This is a genomic window from Bradyrhizobium dasycarpum (assembly GCF_042019905.1).
GTDB classification, from domain to species: domain Bacteria; phylum Pseudomonadota; class Alphaproteobacteria; order Rhizobiales; family Xanthobacteraceae; genus Bradyrhizobium; species Bradyrhizobium japonicum_B.
The window spans coordinates 5,019,811-5,045,527 of the sequence record NZ_CP169574.1; the positions used below are offsets into that span (position 1 = coordinate 5,019,811).

Genomic DNA, 25,717 nt, shown 5'->3' on the forward strand with positions numbered 1-25,717 from the left:
GCGAAACCCGCACGGACACCGCCACGGCAGCCCTTAATCAGCCGGGCGATGAAGGCTGGGCTTATGGCAGAGGACAAGCCAATTGGCAACGATGAACCGACGGAACTTGGCCGGCGACTATCCGATGTTGCCACCCCCATGTCCCAGCCGTGTCGCCCGGAGCAGGACCAAAATGGCTCGTTTTTCCCGATCGCTTTTGTTTTTGACCGGTTTCGCCCGCCCGCGCCGTCTGGCGCTGTTCGCCGTGCTCGCCACGGCCGCGCTGCCCTCGACTGCCGACGCCCGCGTCGGCGGCTATGACGGCATCTGGAATGTCACCTTCGCCACCACCCGGGGCAATTGCAGCTCCGGCTACAGCGTGCCCTTCACCGTCACCGGCCGCCGGGTCTCGTCTGCCGGCGGGGGCCGGGTCTCCGGCACGGTCAAGCGCGGCGGCGCGGTCGCGGTCCAGGTCTCGGTCGGCGCGTCCCATGCCAGCGGCGGCGGCCGGCTCGCCGGCGTGAACGGCGCCGGCTCCTGGAAGGGTATCATTTCCGGCGACCAATGCAGCGGCACCTGGCAGGCGACGCGGACCTGAATAGGGGCGAACCACCGCCACGACGGCGGTGAGCTCCCTCCCCGCCTGCGGGGGAGGGTTGGGGCGAGGGTGGCTCCGCAATGGGAGACTGCCTAGAGAAGGAAACTCTCACCCGGCGCTGCGTGCCTCTCGCAAAAACCAAACGGCCCGCCGGAGATCCGGACGGGCCGTCAAACTTGCTATGGTCCCAACCAGTCGCGATCAGCGCGGCGCCAGCACCATGACGACCTGGCGGCCTTCGAAGCGCGCGTCCTGCTCGACCTTGGCGAGCTCGGCCACGTCGGTCTTGATCTTGTCCAGAAGCTTGGTGCCGATCTCCTGGTGCGCCATTTCGCGGCCGCGATAGCGCAGCGTGATCTTGACCTTGTCGCCTTCTTCGAAGAACCGCTGCATCGCGCGCATCTTCACGTCGTAATCGTGATCGTCGATCATCGGGCGGAGCTTGATCTCCTTGATCTCGACGGTCTTCTGCCGCTTGCGGGCTTCCGCGGCTTTCTTCTGTGCCGAATACTTGTACTTCCCGTAATCCATGATCTTGCAGACGGGAGGGCTGACATTCGGCGAGATCTCGACCAGATCCATGCCGGCTTCCTGAGCCATGCGGATTGCCATAACTGTCTCGACGGTGCCTTTGTTGTCACCGGCCGCGTCGATCAGCTGGATCTGCGCATTGCGGATATCATCATTGATGCGCGGCCCGTCTTTGCTGGCAGCGGGCGGAGCTTTATTAGGACGGCGAATGGGTGGTTCTCCAAAGTTGTGAAAGAAGCGGCTATCTTGAAGGAAGATGCGGTTGCCGGCAAGCAAGTCGCTCGTGCGGGAAGCGAAAAACCCTCAAATGCGAGGCATTTTGGTCACGCCCGGGCACGCTGATCGACATAGACACCTTGCTTCTGTTCCGCAAGCGTCCCAAAGGGCCAATGCCGCATCCGATTGCGCCATAGAACGCGCCCCGGACTGCTCAAACCGCACAGCCAGAGTAAACGTTCCATGACCGATCCAATTCCCGATGCCGTGCTCGACTTCATCGACGTGGGCGAGGGTCCGTCCGCACGCAGGATCGCGGTGCGCCACCGTGCGGGCAACGGCCCTGGCCTGGTCTGGCTGGGCGGATTCAAGTCGGACATGCAGGGCGGCAAGGCCGTGGCGCTGGACGGCTGGGCCCGGGATCACGGCCGCGCCATGGTCCGGTTCGACTATTCCGGTCACGGCGAATCCGGCGGCGATTTCGCCGATGGAACCATCGGCCGCTGGCTCGAGGACAGCGTTGCGGTATTCGAACGCTTCTGCGACGGCCCGCAGGTTCTGATCGGCTCGTCCATGGGCGGCTGGATGGCGCTGCTGCTCGCGCGCGAGATCAAGAAGCGGCAAGACAAGCAAGAGAAGCAACGAGCCAAGGTCTCGCTCGCCGGGCTCGTGCTGATCGCGCCGGCACCCGATTTCACCGAAGAGCTGATGTGGAAGAATTTTTCGCCGGCGGTGAAGCAGGAGATCGAGACCAAGGGCGTCTGGATGAGGCCGTCGGACTATGGCGACGGCTCGCCCTATCCGATCACGCGGAACCTGATCGTGGAGGGCCGCAACCATCTCGTGCTCGGCAGCGCCATCGATCTCGGCTGCCCGGTCCGCATCCTGCAAGGTGCGAAAGATCCTGACGTGCCCTGGCAGCACGCCTTCGCGCTGACGCACCGTCTGCCGGCCGACGACGTCGTGCTGACCATGATCCAGGACGGCGACCACCGCCTCTCCCGCCCGCAGGACATCGCCCGCATTCTTGCAGCGGTGGCCGAGATCGGGTGAAGTGTGTCGATACGGTTGGTGTCATTGCCCGCGAAGGCGGGCAATCCAGTATCCCGCGGCCGTCGTAATTGAACCGAGAAGCTGCGGCGTACTGGATGCCCCGGTCAAGCCGGGGCATGACGAAGATCGGGCAGGGAGAAGCGCCAAATGACCCCCACCGCCATGCTGCGCGCGTTCTGCGCCGCCGTCGAGCAGCGCAACGGCCGTGCCTTCGCCGAGTTGTTCACCGAGGATGGCGTCTATCACGACGTCTTCTACGGCGCCTTCGCCGGCCGCGAGAAGATCGCCGCGATGATCGACGATTGGTTCTATCGCACCGCGACCGATTTCCGCTGGGACATGCATGACCCCGTCTCGGACGGCACCACGCTCTATGCGCGCTACACCTTCAGCTATCGCTCGACGCTGCCGGAAGCGAACGGCGCCCGGGCGATGTTCGAGGGCGTTGCGATCATGACGCTGAAGGATGGCAAGATCGCTGGCTATCGCGAGGTCGCCAACACCGCGCCGGCGTTCGTCGATCTGAACTTCGCGCCCGAGCGGATCGCCAAGATCGTTGCCAAGCAGGGCGCCGAACTCAAGGCGCGGCCGGAGATGCAGCGGCATTTGGGGTAGGCGCGTCTCCCTCCACATCGTCATTCCGGGGCGCGCCACTTGGCGCGAGCCCGGAATCCATACTCCCGATCGTGGTTATGGATTCCGGGCTCACGCTTCGCGTGCCCCGGAATGACAGTGGGGAAAGTCCCTACCGCTTCGACGGATTTGCCATCGGCTTGCGCTGCGCCAGCGCGGCGACTGTCGCGGTGCCGATCGGGCCCTGCTCGTCATAGAGCCAGCATTCGCCGATCGCGACGCCATCGGTGGCGTGATGGTTCACCACATCGAAGCCGATCCACTTCGTCACCGGAAGTCGGTGCAGATAGATCGTGACGTCGCTGTTGATATAGCCAAGGCCCTTGTCGCCGGCATTGGCGAACGGGCTGGCGAAATCGGCGCCAACGGCGACATGCACGAACGGCGTCATCGGCACGCCGGCAACGAGCTCGCGCACCTCGCTCATCCAGAGCCGGCGCGGCCCGAGCGAGCCCATGTGCCCGACGATCGGGCGCGTCGTCCATTTGCCGTTCATGCCGAGCCTCGGATCGGTCGGCTTCGGAATCTCGTCCGGCTTCGGCACCTCCCAGTTCGGCGGCGACCAGACGTTGCCTTCGGGATTTTGTGTCTTGCGCAGCAGCTGGCAAGAGGCGCGCGCCATGCTGACGCCGCCGGAGACGAATTCCGCTTCCACCACGCGGATGCGCAGCCCGTCGCGCACGAGGCGCGTCGTCACGTCGATCGGCTTGTCGATGGTCGGCAGCCGAAACATGTCGACGGTGAGCCGCGCCGGCACGAAGTCGGGGCCGGAATGGCGCTCCTCGATGGCAAAGCCGAGCAGGCCGACGATGACGCGGCCGTGCAGCGATTTCGGATCCCAGGGACCATTGGCCACTTCCGTCGGATGGAATGTATCGCCGTCGCGGGTGAAAAAAGGCATGTTTGTCATGCGCGCGAGATTGCGGGATTGGGGAGGGAAATCAAGTGTGAGCGTCCTCGGAGCGAGGTTAGGAGTGCAAAGCTCTCGCCTAAACAACAGGTGTCATCGCCCGCGAAGGCGGGCGATCCAGTCTTCCAGAGGCGGTTGTGATTGAGCCGATAGGTCACGGCGTACTGGATGCCCCGCCTTCGCGGGGCATGACGGCGGTGGGTTAGGAGGCGGCATGCCACTCCTGACTGACACCTTCGTCGCATTCTGCGCTCATCGCGACAGACTTCATCGCCTCAAACTCTCCGCGCTCCAGCAGCTGCCCCAATGCCCACACCGCAGCCCCGCGCACCAGCGGGCTTGCGTCATCGAGCAAGCGCCGCGCTTCTTCCGCCAGCGCCGCCTCGCCCGAGTTGCCGATCGCGATCAGCACGTTGCGCAAGAAGCGATCTCGGCCGATGCGCTTGACCGGCGACTTCGTGAACAGCGTGCGAAACGCCGCGTCGTCCAGCCGTGCCAAGTCGGCGAGTGCAGGCGCGCGCAATTCGTCACGCGCGGCGAGCTTGGCCTCGCGTCCTTCCTGCGCGAACTTGTTCCAGGGGCAGGCGGCGAGACAATCGTCGCAGCCGTAGATGCGGTTGCCGATGGCTTTGCGGAATTCGCGCGGGATCGGTCCCTTGTTCTCGATCGTGAGATAGGAGATGCAGCGCCGCGCATCGAGCTTGTACGGCGCTGGGAAGGCCGCGGTCGGGCAGATCTCGAGGCAGGCCCGGCACGAGCCGCAATGATCGATTTCGGCGACGTCGCGCGGCAGCTCCAGCGTGGTGTAGATCGCGCCGAGGAACAGCCAGGAGCCGAACTCGCGTGAGACCAGATTGGTGTGCTTGCCTTGCCAGCCGAGACCCGCGGTCTGCGCCAACGGCTTCTCCATCACCGCCGCGGTGTCGACGAACACCTTCACGTCCGACGGCGCGGTCGCGACCAGCCAGCGCGCCAGCGCCTTCAGCCGCTTCTTGATGACGTCATGATAATCGTCGCCCTGCGCATAGACCGAGATCGCCGCGCGCGTGCGCTGCTTCAGGATCGCGAGCGGATCGGAGTCGGGACCGTAATTGACGCCGAGCATGATCACGCTGCGCACGTCGCGCCACAGCCCGCGCGGATCGACGCGGCGCTCCGGCTGCGCGGCCAGCCAGTCCATGTCGCCATGGCCGCCCGATGCGATGAATTCGAGGAAGTGTTTGCCGGCGCTCTCGATCGTGCCCGGCGCGGTGATGCCGATGCAGTCGAAGCCGAGCGCGAGGGCTTCGCGCTTGAGCGCCGTCTTCAGTTCAGTCGGATCGGAGCTCAGAAATCCAGGTCCACGTAGGTCCGCGATGCCGGCACGCCGGCCAGCCATTCGCTCAGCAGCGGACGGAACGACGGGCGGGATTTCACCCGCGCGTACCACGCCTTTGCTGCGTCGTCCTCGCTCCATGGCACGTCGCCCAGATAGTCGATCGCCGAGAGATGCGCCGCGGCGGCGAGGTCCGCGTAGGTGAGCCGGTCGCCGGCGAGGAAATTACGCGTCTGCGCCAGCCAGCCGATATAGGCCAGATGATAGCGCACATTGGCCTTGGCAGCGCGCATCACGTCGGCCGAGGGCGGCCCGCCGCCGTTCTCCTCGCTCATGAAGCGCTTGTAGATGCGCTCGGTGACGAGGGGATGGGAGACCTCCTCGAAGAACTTCTCGTTGAACCAGGCCATCAACCGGCGCACCTCGACGCGCTCGGAAATCGCCTCCGGCATCAGGCGCTTCGCGCCCATCTCGGCGCCATAGGCCTCGTCGACATATTCGGCGATGATCGCCGCGCCCGGCACGGGTGGGTGCTCGTCGTCCACCAGGACGGGCGTGGTGCCGGCGGCGTTGAGCAGCAGAAATGCCTCGCGCCGTTCCCAGCTGCGTTCTTCGACCAGCTTGAGGTCGAGCCCGTATTCGCCCGCGATCAGGCGGATGAAGCGCGAATGCGGACAGAACGGATGATGAAACAGCGTAAACATGAAGCCTTTGACTATTTGATGGTGCTTAAGAATCCATCAATGTTTGTGCGGCGCCACACTAGTCCTTCAGAACCGCGAGGCAAGGGCGTGATGTCGCATTTTGCGATTGCGGCGTGGGGGCGAATAGGCGAGAAGAGCCCCGCTTTTCAAGCCGAAATGGACCGTAAATATGTCAGACGCAATACGGGCAGTGATCCTCGGCATCATCGAGGGTGTGACCGAGTTCCTTCCCGTATCCTCGACCGGCCATTTGCTGCTCGCTGAGCGCTTCTTCCATCTCGGCGAAGGTGCGTTCTGGGATTCGTTTACGGTTCTGATCCAGCTCGGCGCGATCCTCGCGATCGTCGGGCTCTACTTCAGGAAGCTCTGGGACGTCGTGATCGGCCTGTTCACGGGCGATGCCTATGCGCGCCGCTTCGCGATCGGCGTGCTGGTGGCGTTTCTGCCGGCCGTGATCGTCGGCCTCGTCGCCGGCAAGTACATCAAGGCCTTGCTGTTCAATCCCTGGGTCATCTGCTTCACGCTGATCGTCGGCGGCGCCATTCTGCTCTGGATCGACAAGCTCGAGCTGAAGCCGCGCGAGCACGACGCCACCAGGTTTCCGCTCTTGATGTATCTCTATATCGGCATGGCGCAGTGCGTGGCGATGATTCCCGGCGTATCGCGCTCCGGCGCCAGCATCGTTGCTGCGATGCTGCTCGGAGCCGACAAGCGCGCGGCGGCGGAGTTCTCGTTCTTCCTCGCCATCCCCACCATGATCGGGGCGTTCGCCTACGACTTCTACAAGAGCCGCGCCGAGATGACGATGGACCATATGGGCATCGTCGCGATCGGCTTCGTGGTGTCCTTCATCACCGCCATCATCGTGGTGAAGACGTTCTTGACCTACGTCACCCGCCACGGCTTCGTGCTGTTCGCCTGGTGGCGTGTCATCGTCGGCACACTCGGCCTGATCGCGCTGGCGCTCGGGCAGTAGGTTCGACGGTCCGTAGCCCGGATGGAGCGCAAGCGTAATCCGGCGCCGCTAGCGCCGGCGGCACGATTCCCGGATTGCGCTCCGCTCCATCCGGGCTACGTGGTCGAGACGACGGCGTCGTCGATGGCAGCGGCAAACGGCATCTCGTGATTCTCAAGCGCTCTTGCGCTGGAATTGCCCGGCTGCGCGGAAGCGCCAGAGATATTGCGGGGCGATCGCTTCCAGCGAATCGGCGGCGATGCCGAGCCCTTCCAGCGTCAGGCCGGCGGCCTTGGCCGCCTCCGACACGACGTTGTCGCGCTCGAGCAGCGTGACCTGGTCCGGGGTCAGCTTGAACGCGCCCGGCGCGAATTGCAGGAAGGCGGCCTTGAAGCGGGCGAGGCCGAACGGCAGCGGCACCAGCATCCGCTCGCGGTCGGTGATCTCGAGGATGATTTCGATGATCTCGCGCATGGTCAGCACCTCAGGCCCGCCGAGCTCGTAAGTCGCGCCCGCCTTGGCCTTGCCGTCGACGGCGTCGGCGATCGCGGTGGCGACGTCGCCGACATAGACCGGCTGCATCCTGGTCTCGCCGCCGATCAGCGGCAGCACGGGCGACATCCGCGCCAGCGCGGCGAAGCGGTTGGTGAACTGGTCCTCGGGGCCGAACATCACCGAGGGGCGGAAGATCGTCGCCGAGGGCACCGCGGCCAGGACCGCCGCCTCGCCGGCCGCCTTGGCCCTGGCATAGTGCGAGGGCGATTCGGCATCGGCTCCGATGGCGGAGACATGCACCAGGCCGGCGCCGGCCGCGGCCGCCGCCTTGGCGACCGTTTCGGCGCCCCTGGCCTGCACGGCGTCGAAGGTCTGCTCGCCGCCCTCGGCGAGGATGCCGACCAGATTGATCACGACGTGCGAATCGCGCAGCGCCGCCTCGACCGAGGCCGGATAACGCAGATTCGCCTGCACGGTGTGGACCTGCCCGACCCGGCCGGAGGGCTGGAGGTATCCGGCCAGTTCCGGCCGCCGCACCGCGACCCGGACCCGGTAATCGCGCTTGCACAGGGCACGGACGACATTCCGGCCCAAAAATCCCGAACCGCCGAAAACCGTGACCAGCGTGTCCAGATTCGATGCCATGGGAGCCATTCCTGCGGAAAAGAGTGCGTCTTGTCAGGCTTGTATCGGGCCGGTTTGCGATGCGCAATCGGCATCCCGAACCGGTCTTCAAGCATGAATTGACAACGGCGTCACCGAACCGTAGTAACCGCCTCCGTGCCCCAAACGGCATGCCCAGGTGGTGGAATTGGTAGACGCGCTGGCTTCAGGTGCCAGTGGCTTAACGGCCGTGAAGGTTCGAGTCCTTTCCTGGGCACCACATCCTGTTCAAGCGCTTGAAATCGCTCATTTGCATGGGATTTGAGCCGCTGACCGGTGCCAAAACCGGGACACAGCGCTCATGTGTACCGAATCGCCTCCATCGCTCGTCGGCCCGACCCAGATCGCAGGCGAGCTGGGGGCGGCTGGCTTGGTCGATCGCTCGGCAAGCGCTACGCGCCGACAGCCGTTGCCCGGTCATCCATGAACGACGTCCACCGCGCTCGCGGCCGAAGCCCTCGTCGCGATGGGGCAAAAGGCCGGCAAAGCCGATGACGACCAGCGGCTAAGAGGTCTCAGTGCTCGCTCACTGCAGCGCCGAGCTTGATCAGGCTCAGCGCGTGGTTCGCGGTCTCGCGCAGGCGGCAGTAGCTCGCGCCGCCCTTGTACATGCCGGGATCGACTTTATCGAAGGCCGCGCAGAAGCGATCACGCGAGGCGGCGAAAGTTTTCTGAGATTCCTCGGCGGCCTTGATCACGTCGGTGAACCCGCCGGCCTTCACCTTCTTGAGCGCCTCACTGGTCTTCTGCGTCCAAACCGCGAGTTCGCGCGCCGCGCAGGCTTTCCATTTGGCGACGTCGTCATTTGCGCCGTCTGCCGCCTTGATGCAGGGGTCGGCGACGAGCCCGACGCATGCGCCGCCAAAACCGCCGATTTTCTCCGCGGTCTTCAGGCAGGCATCGATCACTGCAAGGTCGGCCGGCGGCGTGCCTTGGGCGAAAGCCATCGATGCGAGCGGGAGGCTTGCGGCGAGCATCGCGGCTGCAAGTTTGAATTTCACTGGAGATCTCCGTTCGGCGCATCGATGCAACCTTGGTCACCGAAGGCCCGGCGTGGGTTCACCCATGTAGAGCAGGAGCCGCCCCTCACACCACCTGCTTCCCCGTCCGCTCCGCCACCGCTTTCTGCACGAAATATCTGGAAGCCATCTGGGCGGCTCCGCAACGACGACCGTGCATTTGACACGCCGGCAGACGCCCCGAGTGTCGCCATGATCCGCTCGATGTCGGCTGGGCGCGGAATATGGAGAGCCACGAGGAGCAGGAAGCGCGCTGGGCTGCTAGTCCGCGACGCAGCTACTCCGACGGCTTGACGCCGAGATCGCTCAGGATGCGGAGCATCACTTCGCTGTCGCGCTTGAAGATCCGATTCGTCATTTCGAAGTCGGCCGGCGATGACAGGATGAAGTTGTTCAGCATCTGCTGAACTTTCGGGTCGGTTCCGGCCTGGATCAGCAGCGGCGAGAGCCGATCGACGATATCCCGCGGCGTGCCGGACGGCACCGCAAACGTGGTGAAAGGGCGCAGACTGTAGAAGTCGCCGACGGCGCCTTGCTCGGTCATGGTCGGCGTGTCCGGATGGGGCGGCAGGCGGGTGCCGACCACGCCGATCAGGTTGCCGGTGCCGGCCTGGATGACGGGCGCGGCTGCGGCATAGCTTCCGGCGGCGCCATCAAGCGTCTGTCCGGCGACGTCATTCCACATCGGCGCCTCGCCGCGATACTGGATGACCTGAACCTTGATGCCGTATTGCTTGGCGATCGTCTCGATCAGGACGTGCGGCGTCGAGCCCACGCCGTAGGATCCCCAGTTCACGCTGCCGACCTTTTTGCAGTATTCGATGAACTCGCGCAGGTTGGTCGCGCCGGTCTTCTTCGCCGCCACGACCGGACCGCCAGCGCCGATGACCATCGTCAGATAGGTAAAATCCTTTTCGGGATCGTAGGGCAGGTCTCTTACCGTGACGCGGTTCTGGATCAGCGACGACGAGATCGTGCACAGAATGGTGGTGCCGTCCGGATCGGCGCGTTTCGCTTCTGTCACGCCGATGACGCCGCCGGCGCCGCCCTTGTTTTCGACGATGACCGGCTTGCCCACCTGCCGCGCCAGGAAGTCGCCGAACGCGCGTGCGATGCCGTCGGTCTGGCCGCCCGGTGGATAGGGCACGATGATCCTGATCGATTTGGACGGCCACGCGGATTGCGCCTCGGTCCTTACAGCCGGCGCGCACAACGCGACGGCCGAACTCATCACGAATGTTCGTCGTGTCAGCTTTCCCATTTCCTGCCCTTGGTCGTGTTGTTTCTTGTCGAGTCGCGAGGACCGATCGGATGAAACTAGCGAAGAACGTGGCTACGTGACGTGCGGCACTGTGTCCGCCACAAAGCAGGTGACTTCCACCGCGCGGAAAACGAATTCGGACGGCGGCTCCTCTCTCCCCTCACACCACCCGCTTCCCCGCCCGCTCCGCCACCGCCTTCTGCACAAAATACATCATCACCAGCGCTATGAGCGTCGTGGCGACGACGACGTAGCCGATCCGGTCGAAATGCAGCAGCGCGCCGTCCGCGCCTTGCGCGATGATCGCGCCGGCGAGCACCGAGCCGAGGCCGCCGGAGAGCTGCTGCAGCGAGGCGCTGATGGCGCTGAACGAGCCGCGCTGGTCGGGATCGGGGATCGCCGACATCAGCGCCTGCGACGGGATCATGCGCGAGAAGATGCCGACGAACATCAGCACGTTGACGAGGATCGCGGTCGTGAGCGTGACGTGGCCGAGATGGGTGTAGATCAGCACCATGATCACCGACACCGCGCTGCCGAACACGAAGGTCGGATACTTGCCGAACGCGTCGCTGGCGCGGCCGACCAGCGGCCCCGTGACGATGCTGAACAGGCCGGAGACGAGATAGATCGTCGGCAGATGCGCGATGTCGATGCCGAGATTGTTCACGGTGAAGGCGCTGGAGAACGGCATCAGCATGTATCCGCCGGTCGCCAGCAGCGTCGTGACCGCGAAGGCCAGCGTATAGCGTGGCTGCGCGAGCGTCGCGACCAGATGGTGGAACGGGTTTCGGTCCTGCTTCAGCTTCAGATGCGCATCGACCGGCCTCATGGCGAAGGCGATGACGGCGATGGCCGCGATCGACACCACGACGATCGCGATGAAGCAGACATGCCAGCTCCAGCGATTGGCGAGAAACAGCCCGGCGGGAATGCCGAGCACCTGGCTCGCCGCGAAAGCGGTCTGGATGAGTCCCATCGCGCGGCCGCGGATATGCAGCGGGAACAGATCGGTGATGATGGCGAGCACCACCGCGCCGATCACGCCGCCGAACAATCCGGTCACGATCCGGCCGAGCAGCAGCACATGGAAGTTCGGCGCAGCGGCGCACAGCGCAGTGCCGAGCGTGAAGCCGACATAGAAGAACAACAGCAGGCGCTTGCGATCGAAACGATCGGCAAAGCCGGCGGCCAGCACCCCCGAGATGCCGGCACTGAACGCGTAGGCCGACACCGCAACGCCGAACTGGGCGGCCGTGATGTCGAGCGCGGGCATCAGGATGGCGCCGAGCGGCGACATGATGATGAAGTCGAGGATGATGGTGAACTGCGTGAACGCGAGCAGCGCGATGAGAAACGCCTGATAGCGCGAAAAGCCGCGCTGGCGCTCTGATGGATCGTCGATCGGCGCGGCGAGCCTCTGATCGGTCATGGATCTCGATTCGTGGGGCGGCGGGGAGGGAAACTGGCAGATGGGGAGAGCCCGCCGGATTTCCACGGGCGCGCGCCCTAGGCTGCGCCGAAACGGGCAGTTCGTGCGCCATTGTGGGTTCCATGCAACAGCCGAGCCTTCGGCAAACCGTCCGGCTTTTCGCGAAACGCGTGCACGGACTGAGAAGCCGGGACACCGGGGCCCCCCATGAACATGGGAGGACGATAGGCCGCGCAGGCTTTGGTGCATCGCGCGTCTTCCCAAGACCACGGGCCGCATGCTTTGAGAGTTGCCAAACGTCAATCGCGTTTGGCGGCGGCTTGGGGCTGGAAGTGACGGTCTTCATTCTTCCTCGTCCTGCCGGTTGCGGGTTTGCAAGACCGGGATGGGGACCTGACATGACGATTTCACCGCGAGCGCCAGTCACCGCTTGTCTCGCAACGGCGCTGCTTGCCGTGATCGCGGCCTGCGCCGGAGCGCCGCAAGCCCGGGCCCAGTTCATCTGCGTAGATGGTGCCGCGTCCGAGCAAGGCGCCTCGGCCGCCGGCTCAGCGAGCAATTTTGCCTGCGGGCCCTCCGCCTCCGCTCCGGGTGCGGGCAGCAACAATTCCGCGATCGGGAGCGGCGCTTACGCTGACGGAAATGCCAGCAGCAATATTGCCGTCGGTTCCGCCAACGCCAGCGGCCACAGCAGCTCCAATATGGCGACCGGAAACAATGCCAACGCCAGCGGCAACAACAGCTTCAACAGCGCGACCGGAGCGGGAGCCATCGCCAGCGGTGACACCAGCAAAAACATGGCGTCCGGAAACAACGCGCAGGCCAGCGGCGACAACAGCAACAATATCGCGACCGGCGCCGGGGCCAACGCCAGCGGCAACAACAGCGGTAATCTCGCGTCCGGGCTCACCGCCCTGGCCAACGGTGACAACAGCAGGAACGTCGCGACCGGGCGCAGTTCTAATGCCTCCGGCAACAACAGCAGAAATCTCGCGAGCGGGTTTGTCGCCAGGGCTTACGGCGACGCCAGCTCCAACACCGCGACGGGGACCAACGCCAACGCCTACGGCAACGGCAGCGCTAACATCGCGACCGGCCCAAACTCCAACGCGACCGGCGACAACAGCTTCAATATCGCGACCGGCGTGAATACCAACGCGAGCGGGTCCGGAAGCTACAACGTCGCCACCGGAAACGCCGCCAATGCATTTGGCGCCAACAGCTCCAACGCGGCGGCCGGCTATCTGGCGAATGCCAACGGCGCCAATTCGGCGAATATCGCGAACGGCACGCAATCCAATGCCAGCGGGACCGGCAGCTTCAACATCGCAGTCGGAAACGGCGCCAATGCGAGTGGTAACGGTGTTGCGAACACCGCAATGGGCAACGGCGCCACCGCCACCGGCGCGAATTCGTCGGCCTTCGGCAATGGTGCATCGGCAACTTTCGCCAACTCCACCGCGATCGGCAACGGCGCCTCCGCGACGCGCGCGAACCAGCAGGTTTACGGCACGGCGAGCAATACCTACACGATGACGGGCGTCACCTCGGCCGCGAGCACGGCCGCGCAGTCCGGACCGGTGCAGCTCGTCACCACGGACTCTGCCGGCAATCTCGCATCCACCTCGCTCAGCGCGCTCGGGTTTGCGACCCCCGCGGATATCGCTGGCATCAACAGCCAGCTCGCAGGCATCAATGCCCGCCTCAACGACCTCGACGGCAGGACCGGCAAGGCGGTCAACGGCGTCGCGATGGCCTTTGCGCTGTCCGGCTCGCCCTGGCTGATGCCGTCCGAGAAGATCGCGATGAGCATGAACTGGGGTACGTTTCAGAACACCAATGCGCTCTCCATGAGTGCGGCGCTGCGCGTCAGCGAGCACGTGCAGGCCAGTGGCGGCCTGACCTACGGCACCAATGGCGGCGGCTTGGGCGGCCGCGTCGGCATGCGCGTCGGCTGGTGAATGCAGCAGAGCCGTTGCACGCACAGGGACGTTCCATGCGATTGAATGCGCGCGCCGCGATTGCCCTGGCGCTGCTGCTGCTGTGCTGCGGCAGCGACTGGGCCATGGCCCAGCAGAGGACGCCTGAGTCGGCCCCGGCGCAGTCCTCGCTGCCTGTCACGCTGGAGAAGGCACTCTATCTGATCCGCTCGACGCTGCTCACGCTCAACGATGCCAACCGCACGGGCAATTACACGGTGCTGCGCGATCTCGCGGCGCCCGACTTCCAGGCGCGCAACACCGCCGCAGATCTCGCATTGAATTTTCTCGACCTGCGGCGCCGCAATTTCGATCTCTATGCGGCGGCATTGCTGGCGCCTCAGTTCAGCGATGCGCCCTCGCTCGATCAGCGCGGAATGCTGCGCCTTGCAGGTTACATTCCGACCCGGCCGCAGCAGATCCAGTTCGATCTGACGTTTCAGGTCGTGGCCGGGCAATGGCGCCTGTTCGCGATCGCGATCGCCACGCCCGAAGCCGCATCGGCGCTGCCGCAAGCCCAGGTGACGCCCGTGAGGCCGGCCCGACCTGCGCAGAACAAGGCGCAGTGAGAGCTTGCCCGGTGCTTGCGCGGTCCGCCGGCAATGGCTACACGCGGGCCATCCGAATTCGCTATTGTGCCGACGCAACCGATTCGACCCGGGGTTTTGAAACGCCATGACCGTACGCCTGCACCGCGGCGACCTGCCCGACCTCACGCGCTACACCGATGCGGTGGCGATCGACACCGAGACCATGGGGCTGAACCCGCACCGCGACCGGCTCTGCGTGGTGCAGCTCTCCCCGGGCGACGGCAGCGCCGACGTGGTGCAGATCCCCAAGGGGCACACCGATGCGCCGAACCTGAAGGCGCTGCTGGCCAATCCCGCCATCACCAAGATCTTCCACTTCGCACGGTTCGATGTCGCGGTGCTGTACCAGACCTTCGGCGTCATGACCGGGCCGATCTATTGCACCAAGATCGCCTCGCGCCTGACCCGGACCTACACCGACCGCCATGGCCTGAAGGACCTCGTGCGCGAGGTGCTCAATGTCGACCTCTCCAAGCAGCAGCAATCCAGCGACTGGGGTTCGGACAGCCTGACCGAGCCGCAGCTCGCCTACGCCGCCTCCGACGTGCTGCACCTGCATGGCTTGCGCGAGCGGCTGGATGCCATGCTGGTCCGGGAAGGCCGCGCTCAGCTGGCCAAGTCCTGTTTCGACTTCCTGCCGACCCGGGCCCTGCTCGACCTCCAGGGCTGGGCGGAAGAGGACATTTTCGCGCATTCCTGAGCCCGCCGGCGCCGGGTAGACTGGGACCTGCGCCCCGTTTCGGACACTTTCCTGCGGCCTGTCCAAGCCCGATACGTCCAGGTTCACGTTCAAGGTTTGCGTCCAAGGTCTATGTCCAAGGCTGCATCTTGCGGCGGCGACGGGTACAATGGGGGGCCCTCGACCCGGCTTGGCGAGCGACACCTCAGGAGCTCAGGTGAATTCGGCCCACAATCCCACCTACGACGCCGCGCTCGCGGCGAAGTTTGCCAGCGCGGCGCGCCACAGCCGTCTGGTGCGGATTCTGCGGGTTGGGGTCCCCGCGACCGTGGTCGTGGCCATGGCCGTGATCATCTACATCGCGTTCTTCAACAAGTTCAGGATTCCGGAACTGCCGCTCACGGTCGAAAACATGGTGGTGTCGGGCACCAAGATCACGATGGAATCGCCGCATCTGTCCGGCTTCACGCCGGATCGGCGGCCCTACGAGCTCTGGGCCAAGACCGCGACGCAGGACATCACCGATCCCGACCATGTCGATCTCAACGACCTGCGCGCGAAAGTGCTGATGGAGGATCAATCCACCCTGTTCCTCGATGCCCGCACCGGCCGCTTCGACAACAAGCAGCAGCAGCTCGACCTGCACAAGGACATCTTCCTGCGCACCTCCACCGGCTATGAGGCGCGGCTGAACTCGGCCTTCGTCGACATGAACAAGGGCACGGTCTCCTCGGACGAGCGTGTCGACGTCAAGCTGACCAACGGCACGCTGAGCGCCGATCGCTTGCGAATTACGGAAGGCGGCGACGTCATCCGCTTCGAAGGCAATGTGGTGATGCATCTGGACAAGCTGGACGAGCCTGCCGCCGCACAGCCTGCACCGGTCGAGCCTGCGCCGCCGGCAAAGACACGTACGCCTCAGAACAAGTCTGCCAACTCAAGATGATTTTCATGACCAGGATCTTCTCGCGCAGCGACCACACGCGGTGCGCCATCATCGGCGCGGCTGCGCTTGCAGCCGGCATCGCGCTGCTCGCGGGCAGCGCGGCCATCGCGCAGAGCGCGATGCAGGGCGTGCCCAACGCGATGCAGGGCTTTTCGCAGAACCGCGACCAGCCGATCCAGATCGAGGCCGCCTCGCTCGAGATGCGCGACAAGAAGAAGGAGGCGACCTTCGCCGGCAACGTCAAGGTCGTCCAGGGCGACACCACCATGACCTCGAAGACGCTGGTGGTGTTCTACGAATCCGGCGGCGACAAGCCCGCCACGCCGCAGCCCGCACCCGCAAAAAGGCGCCAAATCCGCGCCGATGCAGTCGGCGCAGCCGGGCCCGGGCGGCAGCTCCTCGATCAAGCGGCTGGAGGCGCGCGGCAATGTCGTGGTCACCCAGAAGGACCAGGTGGTCACCGGCGATACCGCCGTGTTCGACACCAGGACCAATCTCATCACCATGCTCGGTGGCTCCGGTCAGGTGGTCCTGACGCAGTGCAAGAACGTGCTGCGCGGCGACCGTTTGATGGTCGACATGACGACAGGCGTGTCGCGGGTGGAATCCGACAATGGCCGGGTTCAGGCCCTGCTGCCGCAGGGCGGCGGCAGCGATTGCGGCCCGGGGGGCAAGCCCGGCGGGGCGCCGCCTCTGCAATTGCCCGGTGCAAGTAAACCGAAATAATTCAACGGCTTGGTTCGGGGACGACCGAACCGAGGTTGAAGCTTGGCCGGCGAGACTGTATCTAGCGCACAAGGCTTCGAAGCGGCGTCCACCGCTTTTCGGGCGTGTTTCACTGGGCATGAGACATCCCTTCACTCATGCTGCATCGGCGAATCGAAGGCCGCTGCGGCAGATCGCGCGAGTTCCGCGCAGGATCGTCGCGAAAGGCTGGAAGGCGGGGATGGTCGATCTCTTCAGCATGTTCCGTCGGCGCCCCGCCAAGCGCGGCCGGCCAGGATTTGCCCGTCAGGACATCACCGCACTCGGTGACAGCGTCGGCGGGCTCGTGACCAGCCCGATCCGCGATGCGCCGCCTATCGCCCGTGACCAGGCGATGCATGCGCCCGGCCAGTTCCAAGGCGACTATCAGGGCGAATACCAGCGCGATTATCAACCCGAGCCGCGTCCGCAGCCGGTTCACCCCGTCAGGGCCGCCGGCAAGGCCAATGGCGACGGCGGGCCGCAGCTTCTGAAGCGGCCGGGCTTCCTGGCTGTGCATAGCGTGGAAAAGGCCTTCGGCAGCCGGCAGGTGGTGCGCGGCGTCAGCATCTATGTGCGCCGCGGCGAAGCGGTCGGCCTGCTCGGCCCGAACGGCGCCGGCAAGACCACCGTGTTCTACATGATCACCGGCCTGATCAAGGCCGATCGCGGCGCGATCGAGCTCGACGGCCACGACGTCACGAAACTGCCGATGTATCAGCGCGCGCGGCTCGGCATCGGCTATCTGCCGCAGGAAGCCTCGATCTTTCGCGGTCTCACCGTCGAGCAGAACATTCGCGCCGTGCTCGAAGTGGTCGAGCCCTCGCGCAAGAAACGCGAGCAGCAGCTCGATTCCCTGCTCGACGAATTCAACATCACGCGGCTGCGCAAATCGCCGTCGATCGCGCTGTCGGGCGGCGAGCGCCGCCGCGTCGAGATCGCGCGTGCGCTGGCGACGCGGCCGAACTACATGCTGCTCGACGAGCCCTTCGCCGGCATCGACCCGATCGCGGTCGGCGACATCCAGGACCTCGTCCGCCATCTCACCAATCGCGGCATCGGCGTGCTCATCACCGACCACAATGTGCGCGAGACGCTCGGCCTCACCGATCGCGCCTATATCGTCTATGCCGGGGAGATCCTGACTGAGGGGAGCCCGGAGGAGATCGTCGCCGACCCGGACGTGCGCCGCCTTTACCTTGGCGAGGAATTCCGCCTCTAGCCCGTTTTTGCGTTTCGTCAAGACATGTACATCGGGCCCGGACTAAGATAAGCAAAAATCGGACCAATTTTTGGGAACGGTTCTTGCTTCATGGCCCTCACGCAGAGATTAGAGTTCCGGCAATCGCAGTCGCTGGTGATGACGCCGCAGCTGATGCAGGCGATCAAGCTGCTGCAATTGTCCAATCTCGATCTCACCACCTTCGTGGAAGAGGAACTCGAGCGGAACCCGCTGCTGGAACGGGCCAATGACGAGGCCCCCGCCGGCGAGACCGCCACTGATGCCGGCCAGTACGGCGCGGGCGAGGAGGCCGGCGGCCAGGGAGAGGGCCAGGGCGACGGTCTCGGTGACGACGGCTTTGGCGGCAGCGCGGACGGCTTCGAGCCGGGCCAGGACGAATGGATGAGCAAGGATCTCGGCACCCGCGCCGAGATCGAGCAGACCCTGGACACGGGCCTGGACAACGTCTTCTCGGAGGAGCCGGCCGAGGCGGCCGCCCGCAACGCCCAGGACGCCGCGCCGACCACATACACCGAATGGGGCGGCGGCGCCTCCGGCGCGATGAGGATTACAATCTCGAGGCCTTCGTGGCCGCGGAGATGACGCTCTCGGACCATCTCGCCGAGCAGCTCTCGGTGGCCTTCACCGCGCCGGCGCAGCGCATGATCGGCCAGTACCTGATCGACCTCGTCGACGAGGCCGGCTATCTGCCGCCCGATCTCGGCCAGGCCGCCGAGCGGCTTGGCGCATCGCAAGCCGACGTCGAGGGCGTCCTCGCCGTGCTGCAGAAATTCGATCCCCCCGGCATCTGCGCGCGTAGCTTAAGCGAATGCCTCGCGATCCAAGCTGCGCGAGCTCGACCGCTACGATCCCGCGATGCAGGCTCTCGTCGAGCATCTCGATCTGCTCGCCAAGCGCGACATCGTGGCCCTGCGCAAGATCTGCGGCGTCGACGACGAGGACATCGCCGACATGATCGGCGAGATCCGCCGCCTCAATCCCAAGCCCGGCATGAAGTTCGGCTCGGCGCGCATGCAGACCATGGTGCCCGACGTCTATGTCCGCCCGGGTCCCGACGGCGGCTGGCATGTCGAGCTCAACAGCGACACCTTGCCGCGCGTGCTGGTCAACCAGACCTATTATTCCGAGCTGTCGAAGAAGATCGGCAAGGATGGCGACAAGTCCTATTTCACCGACGCGCTGCAGAACGCGACCTGGCTGGTGCGCGCACTCGACCAGCGCGCCCGCACCATCCTGAAAGTCGCGACCGAGATCGTGCGCCAGCAGGACGGCTTCTTCACCCACGGCGTCGCGCATCTGCGGCCGCTGAACCTGAAGGCCGTGGCCGACGCCATCCAGATGCACGAATCCACGGTGTCGCGCGTCACCGCCAACAAGTACATGGCGACCAATCGCGGCACGTTCGAGCTGAAATATTTCTTCACGGCCTCGATCGCCTCGGCCGACGGCGGCGAGGCGCATTCCGCCGAAGCCGTGCGCCATCACATCAAGCAGCTGATCGATGCGGAAGATCCCAGCGCGATCCTGTCGGACGACACCATCGTGGAACGCTTGCGCGCCTCGGGCATTGATATTGCCCGCCGCACGGTCGCGAAATACCGCGAAGCCATGCGCATCCCTTCCTCGGTGCAACGCCGCCGCGACAAGCAGAGCGCCCTTGGTAACGTCCTCTCCACCGCCTTGTCCGATCGCTCGCGCAACCCCGAACCGGCCTGATTGCGCTGGCGCGAAATCGCGCTACTCTCGGCTCCCCTTTGCAACCGATCCAGGCACGCGCATGATCCGCAAGAGTGCACGGCGGTCTCCTCTCCCCACCAACGCGGAAAGTGTTCGTGGGGAGATCATGCGCAGGGAACGACTTCGGCTGCGATGACGTCGTCGCAGCCGAGGAGCAAACCAAGCGAGGCATCCATGACCCTTCGGATTTCGGGCAAGAGCATCAGCGTCGGGGAGGCCCTGCGCGGCCGCGTTGCCGATCGCACCGACGAGGTGCTGCGCAAATATTTCGACGGCAATTATTCCGGCCACATCACGCTCAGCAAGGACGGCTTCGGCTTCCGCACCGATTGCGCCCTGCACCTCGATTCGGGCATCACGCTGGAAGCCGATTCGAACGCGCCGGATGCCTATGCCAGCGCCGACCAGGCGCTGCTGATGATCGAGAAGCGGCTGCGCCGCTACAAGAACCGGCTCAAGGACCGCTCCGCCCGCAAGGCTCATGTCGCCTCCGAGGCCATGGCTGCGCTCGACGCGACGGCCTACGTGCTCGAGGCGCCCGGAGAGGACGAAGAGGAAGTCACCGGCTACAGCCCCGTGATCATTGCGGAGCAAACCACCTCGCTGAAGCAGCTCTCGGTCAGCGAGGCGGTCATGGAACTCGACCTCAGCGGCGCGCCTTGCCTGGTATTCCAGCATGGCTCCTCGGGCCGGGTGAACATCATTTACCGCCGGGCGGACGGCAATGTCGGCTGGATCGATCCGCCCGGGGCCAAGGTGGACGGCAAAGCGGGCGGTTAGGCCGAGGCGGGCGTCCGTACGATTCCGGCCCTTAACAATGACCGCGGCAAAGCCGCACGCGGGAGTTGGCACCGGGATTGCGTTGGAGTAGAAGCCCCCCACATCTGGACTTGGCAGCACCTTGGGCTAAGTCCCCCTCCTGCTTCATGTTATTGACGCCGGCCCGGCTTGGTCTATCAAGCGGGCCAAATCGGAACCTGACGGTTTAATTCACCTCGGAAAGCCTCCATGCCGATTACCGATCTGGTCGCACCCGAGGCGATTCTCCCGGCATTGAAGGTCAACAGCAAGAAGCAGGCCTTGCAGGAGCTCGCGGCCAGGGCCGCCGAGCTGACCGGGCAGAACGAGCGCTCGGTGTTCGAGGTGCTGCTGCAGCGGGAGAAGCTCGGCACCACCGCGGTCGGCTATGGCGTCGCCATCCCGCACGGCAAGCTGCCCAAGCTCGAAAAGATCTTTGGCCTGTTCGCGCGGCTCGACCGCCCGATCGATTTCGAGGCGATGGACGGCCAGCCGGTCGATCTCGTCTTCCTGCTGCTCGCCCCCGAAGGCGCCGGCGCCGATCACCTCAAGGCGCTCGCGCGCATCGCCCGCCTGCTGCGCGACCAGGACATCGCCAAGAAGCTCCGCGCCTCGCGCGATGCCCAGGCGATCTATTCGGTGCTGGCCCTGCCGCCGGCGACCGCGGCGTAATCCCTCTCGTCATTTGTGGACCATCAACTCGCAACAGAGCGAGCGTCGCAACGCGCTCTCGTGCCCCGGACGCAGCGCAGCGTCTCTTCGACGGTGCGCTGCAGAGCCGGGGCCCATGTCTCCGCATCGTTCGTCGCGCCTTCTGGGCCCCGGCTCTGCACAGCAGCGTTGCACGCAGCAGCGCGTCCGGGACACGGCAGTTGAGCAATGCGGCCTGACGCTCCGTCATTGCGAGCGCAGCTCTCTCCACGTCGTCATTGCGAGGAGCTGTTGCGACGAAGCAATCGAGAGTCCTTCCATGCAAGGATCCTGGATTGCTTCGCTGCGGCGCTGCGCTCGCAATGACGGGAGCGTGCAGCGATCCAAGGCGCAAATGAAAACCGGCACGCTTCGCACGAAGGCATGCCCGCGGCCTGTGCGCCTCAGCAGACCGTCGGCAGCAGGTGCCTGACTTCGTCGAGCAGTTCGGGAATTGCCGTCTCGTCACCGGCAAGGTGCCTGAGCAGCGCACTCTGGAATAGACCATCGAACAGCGCATAGAGCGCGGCCGGCGACGACGCTGGCCGCTTGCCGCCCAACTCCGCATAGCGGGAGGCAATGCGCCAGATCATCGCCTTCAGGCTCTTGTCGATCTCGATGACATCCTTGCGAAACGCCGCCTCGAACATCGCCTGCGAGCGCAGGTCGTACCAGAGACGGTGCATGCCGGCTTCGTTCTGCAGCGTCGCTGCGAGCTTGGCGAGGAAACCTTCCATCAATTCGTCGCGGCTCGTTGCCGTCGCGACGACCTCGTCATATCGCGTCACGCACTTGGCCTTGTAATGGCGCACGCAGCAGCAGATCAGGTCCAGCTTGTCGCTGAAATAATAGTGGAACACGCCGTGCGTGAATGCCGAGTTTTGCGCTATCTCACGCAGGCTCGTCCGCGCGAAGCCGAGTTCTCCCAGGGTATCGAGCGCGGCCTCGGCAAGCTCGATGCGCCGCGCATTGAACTTCTCGTCGCGCAGTACCTCGGCCGCATCGGCTATACGCCGGGCCGCTCCTGTCGTCTGCCGCGCCATCTCGTCCCTTCCTCGGTCCCGTTCTCTCAAGACTTATACCGCGTCGATCGCGGAATCGCTGCATTCCCTCACAGCCTTTTCTTTGACAGTTGTCAAATCTCATCTTGACAAGTGTCAAGTTTTTGGTGGACGTTCCCCTCCAAGAATTTGGACAGTCGTCAAGACTTGATCATGGAGGGACGCCTCGCTGGGCGCGGCCGCAAGGCCTGCGCCCATCGACTTGGTGCGCGCCGATCGGCGCAGCACGAAACGACAAATCACCCAGCAACGGAGGAGTGCGGCATGAGTGGGAAGAGCCTTGCAGGTAGGAAAGCCCTGGTCACCGGAGGTGCTCGCGGAATCGGCGCGGCGATCGCCCAGGCGTTGGCGCAGGCCGGCGCTTCAATCATGATCGCCGACATCCTGGAAGAGACCGGTCGTGCCAGTGCGGCCGCCATCGCGAAGGAAGGTGTGACCGCGGGATTCGTGCAACTCGACGTGACCGACGACGCCCAATGGGAGCGGGCTATCGCCAACACGGTCGCAACCCTGGGCGGCTACGACATTCTGATCAACAATGCCGGCATCGAGATCACGTCCCTCGTCAGCGAGGTCAAGGCCGAGGACGCGCGGCGGATGTGCGACGTCAATATCGTCGGCACCGTGCTTGGAATGAAGCACGCATTCCGCGCGATGCGCCCCGGGGGAGCCGCGGGCAAGGGCGGCGCTGTCGTCAACATCGCCTCGGTTGCGGCAACGATCGCTTTCCCAAGCATTGCCGTCTATTCCGGGACGAAGTCCGCGGTGGACCGCATGACCCGGGTTGCGGCGATGGAAGCCGGCAAGCTCGGCTATGGCGTCCGCGTCAATTGCATCTATCCGGGCCTGATACCGACCGAGATGGGCATGCAGCTCGCAAACGACATCGTCAAGGTCGGGCTCGCGCCCGACGTCAACGCCGCGGTCGGCTCGGTGGTCGAGCAACCCCGCTCGGCCGGCTCGCCGAAGTGACGGATATCGGCGATGCGGCGGTGTTCCTGTGCTCGAACGAGGCACGCTTCATCACAGGCGTCGGCCTGCCGGTCGACGGCGGCATGGGCATGTAACCACAAGCCCGACAACAAGCATTTCGGAGGATCGCAATGAGCGAGAAGAAGCCCGTCATCGTCTATGGCGCTTCCGGCTACACCGGCCGGCTGGTCTGCGAATATTTGCGCGAGTACAACATTCCCTTCATCGCCGCCGGCCGCAGCGCGGAGAAGCTCGACGCTGCGATGAAGTCGAATGTCGCCGGCATCGAGACCGCGGACTACGAGGTGGTTGCGGTGCCCCACACCGTGGCCGCGCTGACCGAATTGTTCAAGGGCGCCTCGGTGGTGCTCAACACCGTCGGCCCCTTCGCCAAATTCGGCAGCGAGGTCGTGCAAGCCTGCCTCGCTTCCAAGTGCCACTACACCGATACGACCGGGGAGCAGGATTGGCTGATTACGCTCGATCAGGAGTGGAGCACGAAGTTCGCGAATGCCGGCCTGCTGCTGGCACCTGGCGTCGCCCAGATGTACACCACCGGCGAGATTGCCGCGCAGCTGTGCCTGGAGACGCCCGGCCTCGACACGCTGGACATCGCCGTGTTCTGGGGTGGCAGCCCGACCATCGCATCGACGCAGACCATCCTGGTCAACGCCGCGATGGCCAAGGCCTACTACCTGGAGCAAAACAAATACGTCGAGCATCAGCCAGATGCCGGCCTCTACAACCTCGCCATCCCCGGCCAGCACGAGTTGGCACTGGCGTTGCCGTGGGGTGGCACCTCGCACCCAGTGTGGTTCAAGCGCGATCCGCGCGTGGCCAACGTGAAGGTGCTGGGAGGCGTGTTCAATCGCGCGCTGATGCTGGGCGTGCCGCAGATCGTCGCCGGCGCACTGGAGGCGACCAAGGACATGAACCCCGACGACCGTTACGCTGCGTTGGCGCAGACCGCCGCCAGCGTGATGAACACCATGCCGCCGCGCGAGAATCCACGCGTCAACAAGTCGCTGGACTCGGTGCATGCCTCCGGCCCGTTGGGGCGCGCGCACTGCGTCATCTACGGCAACAGCAACTACAAGCAGACCGGCTTGCTGCAAGCCTATGCCGCGGCGCACCTGTTGCAGCAGCCACCCAAGCGCGTGGGGTTTGCCTCCGGCTGCCAGGCGTTCGGCCACCACGAGCTGCTCGGCCAATTGCGCAGCTTCGGGCTGGTCAGCAAGCCGGTTCTGACCGTGCACGACTAAACGATCACGGGTGGTGCACCCATGCGCCACCCGTCTCATCGCGAGATCGAACATGCGCTTCATCGATTATCTCGACAAAGGTGCCTCGCTCGGCGTCGATGCGCCGTGTCTGACCATGGATGGACGCGATCTCAGCTATGGCGAGGTGCAGCGGCTCAGCTATCGCATCGCGCGGGGGCTCGACCGATCGGGCATCGCGCCCGGCAACAAGGTCGCGATCCTGTCTGGCAATGATCCGGTCGCCTTCGCCTGCGTGTTCGGCATCTCCCGTGCGGGGGCGGTCTGGTGCCCGATCAACCCTCGCAACGAAGCCGCCGAAAATCGGCTCATCCTCGATCAGTTCGATTGCAGCATGCTGCTGTTTCACTCGAGCTTCGCACCGATGGTCGAGGCGGTCCGTGCAGGCCTGACAAAGCTGCGCACCCTCGTCTGCCTCGACGCCGAACTGCCTTTTGCGCCATCATTCGACGACTGGCTCGCCGGCCTCGCAGATGAGCCTTATCAACGCGAGACGATCGACGATCTCGCGATGATCCCGGGTACCGGCGGCACCACCGGCAAGCCGAAGGGTGTGATGCTGTCGGGCCGCAACATCGAGACCATGACGGCGCTGACCTTGATGGGCTATCCCTTCAAGGGCCGTCCGGTCTATCTCGCGCTTGCACCTCTGACCCATGCAGCCGGCGTGCTGTGTTTTCCGATCATGACGCTTGGCGGCCGCATCGTGATCATGCATCACCCCGACATCGCCGAGTTTCTCGGTTTGATCGAGCGCTATCGCGTCACGCACACCTTCCTGCCGCCGACCGTGATATACATGCTGCTCGATCATCCGAACCTCGACTCGGCGAAGCCTCGAGTCGCTGCAATGCTTCTGGTACGGCGCGGCGCCGATCTCGGCCGCACGGCTTGCGGAGGCGCTCCGGCGGATCGGGCCGATGGCGCAGTTGTTCGGTCAAACCGAGGCGCCCATGATGATCGCGATGATGGCGCCGGAGGAGCACTACAGTGCCGACGGCACGATCGCGACGGAGCGTCTCGCCTCGGCCGGGCGAATAAGCCCGCTGGTGCAGGCCGGCATCATGGATGGCGACGGCAATTTGCTGCCGACCGGCGCACGCGGCGAGATCGTGGTCCGCGGTTCGCTGGTGATGGAGGGCTATTACAAGGATTCCAAGGCCACGGCGGAGGCCTCCGCGCATGGCTGGCACCACACCGGCGACGTCGGTTACCTCGACGACGAGGGTTACCT

23 protein-coding genes, 1 tRNA gene and 3 pseudogenes are annotated in these 25,717 nt (G+C 64.9%); 18 read left to right on the forward strand and 9 right to left on the reverse strand.

Going from position 1 to position 25,717, the window contains the following annotated elements; all coding sequences use genetic code 11:
* Positions 1–172 precede the first annotated feature (172 nt).
* Complete coding sequence (locus ACETMP_RS24045; RefSeq protein ID WP_375158121.1) at positions 173–577, forward strand: hypothetical protein; 405 nt, start codon at positions 173–175, stop codon at positions 575–577.
* A 201-nt stretch (positions 578–778) separates the two neighbouring features.
* Here the strand turns inward: ACETMP_RS24045 and infC are convergent, their stop codons facing one another.
* Positions 779–1,318: a translation initiation factor IF-3 gene (infC, locus tag ACETMP_RS24050; protein ID WP_080672213.1), complete on the reverse strand. Its 540-nt coding sequence runs from the start codon at positions 1,316–1,318 to the stop codon at positions 779–781.
* A 249-nt stretch (positions 1,319–1,567) separates the two neighbouring features.
* Between infC and ACETMP_RS24055 the strand changes: the two genes are divergently transcribed.
* Both ACETMP_RS24055 and ACETMP_RS24060 read left to right on the forward strand, forming a co-directional pair.
* The gene (locus ACETMP_RS24055; RefSeq protein ID WP_375158122.1) at positions 1,568–2,377 is read left to right on the forward strand and encodes an alpha/beta hydrolase; all 810 of its coding nucleotides are present in this window, start codon (positions 1,568–1,570) and stop codon (positions 2,375–2,377) included.
* Positions 2,378–2,524: 147 nt separating this feature from the next.
* A complete protein-coding gene (locus ACETMP_RS24060; RefSeq protein ID WP_375158123.1) occupies positions 2,525–2,992 on the forward strand; it encodes a nuclear transport factor 2 family protein in 468 nt (155 codons plus the stop codon).
* 130 nt (positions 2,993–3,122) lie between these two features.
* On the opposite strand, the gene ACETMP_RS24065 is transcribed toward ACETMP_RS24060, so the two are convergent.
* The 3 genes from ACETMP_RS24065 to ACETMP_RS24075 all read right to left on the reverse strand — a co-directional run bounded on the left by ACETMP_RS24065 (position 3,123) and on the right by ACETMP_RS24075 (position 5,939).
* Positions 3,123–3,920: an acyl-CoA thioesterase domain-containing protein gene (locus ACETMP_RS24065; RefSeq protein WP_375158124.1), complete on the reverse strand. Its 798-nt coding sequence runs from the start codon at positions 3,918–3,920 to the stop codon at positions 3,123–3,125.
* 202 nt (positions 3,921–4,122) lie between these two features.
* Positions 4,123–5,298 carry a tRNA epoxyqueuosine(34) reductase QueG gene (gene queG / locus ACETMP_RS24070; protein ID WP_375158125.1) on the reverse strand — a complete coding sequence of 392 codons (1,176 nt, stop codon included), beginning with the start codon at positions 5,296–5,298 and terminating at the stop codon, positions 4,123–4,125.
* Entirely contained in the window at positions 5,247–5,939 is a 693-nt protein-coding gene (locus ACETMP_RS24075; protein ID WP_375158126.1) for a glutathione S-transferase family protein, read from the reverse strand. Before ACETMP_RS24075 ends, queG begins: the two co-directional genes overlap by 52 nt.
* Before the next feature lie 169 nt (positions 5,940–6,108).
* On the opposite strand from ACETMP_RS24075, the gene ACETMP_RS24080 reads away from it, so the two are divergent.
* The gene (locus tag ACETMP_RS24080) at positions 6,109–6,915 is read left to right on the forward strand and encodes an undecaprenyl-diphosphate phosphatase (protein ID WP_375158127.1); all 807 of its coding nucleotides are present in this window, start codon (positions 6,109–6,111) and stop codon (positions 6,913–6,915) included.
* 153 nt (positions 6,916–7,068) lie between these two features.
* On the opposite strand, the gene ACETMP_RS24085 is transcribed toward ACETMP_RS24080, so the two are convergent.
* Entirely contained in the window at positions 7,069–8,034 is a 966-nt protein-coding gene (locus ACETMP_RS24085; protein ID WP_375158128.1) for a complex I NDUFA9 subunit family protein, read from the reverse strand.
* A 151-nt stretch (positions 8,035–8,185) separates the two neighbouring features.
* Here ACETMP_RS24085 and ACETMP_RS24090 point away from each other — a divergent pair.
* Positions 8,186–8,272, forward strand: a tRNA-Leu gene (locus ACETMP_RS24090).
* 295 nt (positions 8,273–8,567) lie between these two features.
* On the opposite strand, the gene ACETMP_RS24095 is transcribed toward ACETMP_RS24090, so the two are convergent.
* The 3 genes from ACETMP_RS24095 to ACETMP_RS24105 form a co-directional block, all read right to left on the reverse strand.
* Positions 8,568–9,053: a DUF1311 domain-containing protein gene (locus ACETMP_RS24095; protein ID WP_375158129.1), complete on the reverse strand. Its 486-nt coding sequence runs from the start codon at positions 9,051–9,053 to the stop codon at positions 8,568–8,570.
* Positions 9,054–9,348: 295 nt separating this feature from the next.
* Positions 9,349–10,302, reverse strand: a complete 954-nt coding sequence (locus tag ACETMP_RS24100) for a Bug family tripartite tricarboxylate transporter substrate binding protein (RefSeq protein WP_375158130.1) — start codon at positions 10,300–10,302, stop codon at positions 9,349–9,351.
* 190 nt (positions 10,303–10,492) lie between these two features.
* Positions 10,493–11,764: an MFS transporter gene (locus ACETMP_RS24105; RefSeq protein ID WP_375158131.1), complete on the reverse strand. Its 1,272-nt coding sequence runs from the start codon at positions 11,762–11,764 to the stop codon at positions 10,493–10,495.
* A 122-nt stretch (positions 11,765–11,886) separates the two neighbouring features.
* On the opposite strand from ACETMP_RS24105, the gene ACETMP_RS24110 reads away from it, so the two are divergent.
* The 9 genes and pseudogenes from ACETMP_RS24110 (at position 11,887) to ptsN (ending at position 21,152) form a co-directional block, all read left to right on the forward strand.
* Positions 11,887–13,725 (forward strand): hypothetical protein, encoded by a 1,839-nt coding sequence (locus ACETMP_RS24110; RefSeq protein WP_375158132.1) that lies wholly within the window; start codon positions 11,887–11,889, stop codon positions 13,723–13,725.
* 35 nt (positions 13,726–13,760) lie between these two features.
* Positions 13,761–14,312: a hypothetical protein gene (locus tag ACETMP_RS24115; protein WP_375158133.1), complete on the forward strand. Its 552-nt coding sequence runs from the start codon at positions 13,761–13,763 to the stop codon at positions 14,310–14,312.
* A 106-nt stretch (positions 14,313–14,418) separates the two neighbouring features.
* Positions 14,419–15,033 carry a ribonuclease D gene (locus ACETMP_RS24120; protein WP_375158134.1) on the forward strand — a complete coding sequence of 205 codons (615 nt, stop codon included), beginning with the start codon at positions 14,419–14,421 and terminating at the stop codon, positions 15,031–15,033.
* Positions 15,034–15,229: 196 nt separating this feature from the next.
* Positions 15,230–15,958, forward strand: a complete 729-nt coding sequence (lptC, locus tag ACETMP_RS24125; RefSeq protein ID WP_375158135.1) for an LPS export ABC transporter periplasmic protein LptC — start codon at positions 15,230–15,232, stop codon at positions 15,956–15,958.
* Positions 15,955–16,684 (forward strand): annotated as a pseudogene (locus tag ACETMP_RS24130) (LptA/OstA family protein). Before lptC ends, ACETMP_RS24130 begins: the two are co-directional and overlap by 4 nt.
* Before the next feature lie 220 nt (positions 16,685–16,904).
* Entirely contained in the window at positions 16,905–17,924 is a 1,020-nt protein-coding gene (gene lptB / locus ACETMP_RS24135; RefSeq protein WP_375158136.1) for an LPS export ABC transporter ATP-binding protein, read from the forward strand.
* A 90-nt stretch (positions 17,925–18,014) separates the two neighbouring features.
* Positions 18,015–19,661: pseudogene (gene rpoN, locus ACETMP_RS24140) on the forward strand (RNA polymerase factor sigma-54).
* Positions 19,662–19,856: 195 nt separating this feature from the next.
* Positions 19,857–20,462, forward strand: a complete 606-nt coding sequence (gene hpf, locus ACETMP_RS24145; RefSeq protein WP_375158137.1) for a ribosome hibernation-promoting factor, HPF/YfiA family — start codon at positions 19,857–19,859, stop codon at positions 20,460–20,462.
* Between the two features lie 228 nt (positions 20,463–20,690).
* Positions 20,691–21,152 carry a PTS IIA-like nitrogen regulatory protein PtsN gene (ptsN, locus tag ACETMP_RS24150; protein ID WP_014438750.1) on the forward strand — a complete coding sequence of 154 codons (462 nt, stop codon included), beginning with the start codon at positions 20,691–20,693 and terminating at the stop codon, positions 21,150–21,152.
* A gap of 422 nt (positions 21,153–21,574) precedes the next feature.
* Here ptsN and ACETMP_RS24155 read toward each other — a convergent pair whose 3' ends face one another.
* Entirely contained in the window at positions 21,575–22,213 is a 639-nt protein-coding gene (locus ACETMP_RS24155) for a TetR/AcrR family transcriptional regulator (RefSeq protein WP_375158138.1), read from the reverse strand.
* Between the two features lie 282 nt (positions 22,214–22,495).
* Here ACETMP_RS24155 and ACETMP_RS24160 point away from each other — a divergent pair, with 282 nt between their 5' ends.
* The 4 genes and pseudogenes from ACETMP_RS24160 to ACETMP_RS24175 form a co-directional block, all read left to right on the forward strand.
* Positions 22,496–23,203 (forward strand): SDR family NAD(P)-dependent oxidoreductase, encoded by a 708-nt coding sequence (locus ACETMP_RS24160; RefSeq protein WP_375158139.1) that lies wholly within the window; start codon positions 22,496–22,498, stop codon positions 23,201–23,203.
* A complete protein-coding gene (locus ACETMP_RS24165) occupies positions 23,200–23,298 on the forward strand; it encodes an SDR family oxidoreductase (RefSeq protein ID WP_375158140.1) in 99 nt (32 codons plus the stop codon). The genes ACETMP_RS24160 and ACETMP_RS24165 overlap by 4 nt, the downstream gene beginning before the upstream one ends.
* A gap of 36 nt (positions 23,299–23,334) precedes the next feature.
* The gene (locus tag ACETMP_RS24170; RefSeq protein WP_375158141.1) at positions 23,335–24,465 is read left to right on the forward strand and encodes a DUF5938 domain-containing protein; all 1,131 of its coding nucleotides are present in this window, start codon (positions 23,335–23,337) and stop codon (positions 24,463–24,465) included.
* 115 nt (positions 24,466–24,580) lie between these two features.
* A pseudogene (locus ACETMP_RS24175) lies at positions 24,581–25,571 on the forward strand (AMP-binding protein); the annotation flags it as partial.
* Positions 25,572–25,717: the final 146 nt, after the last annotated feature.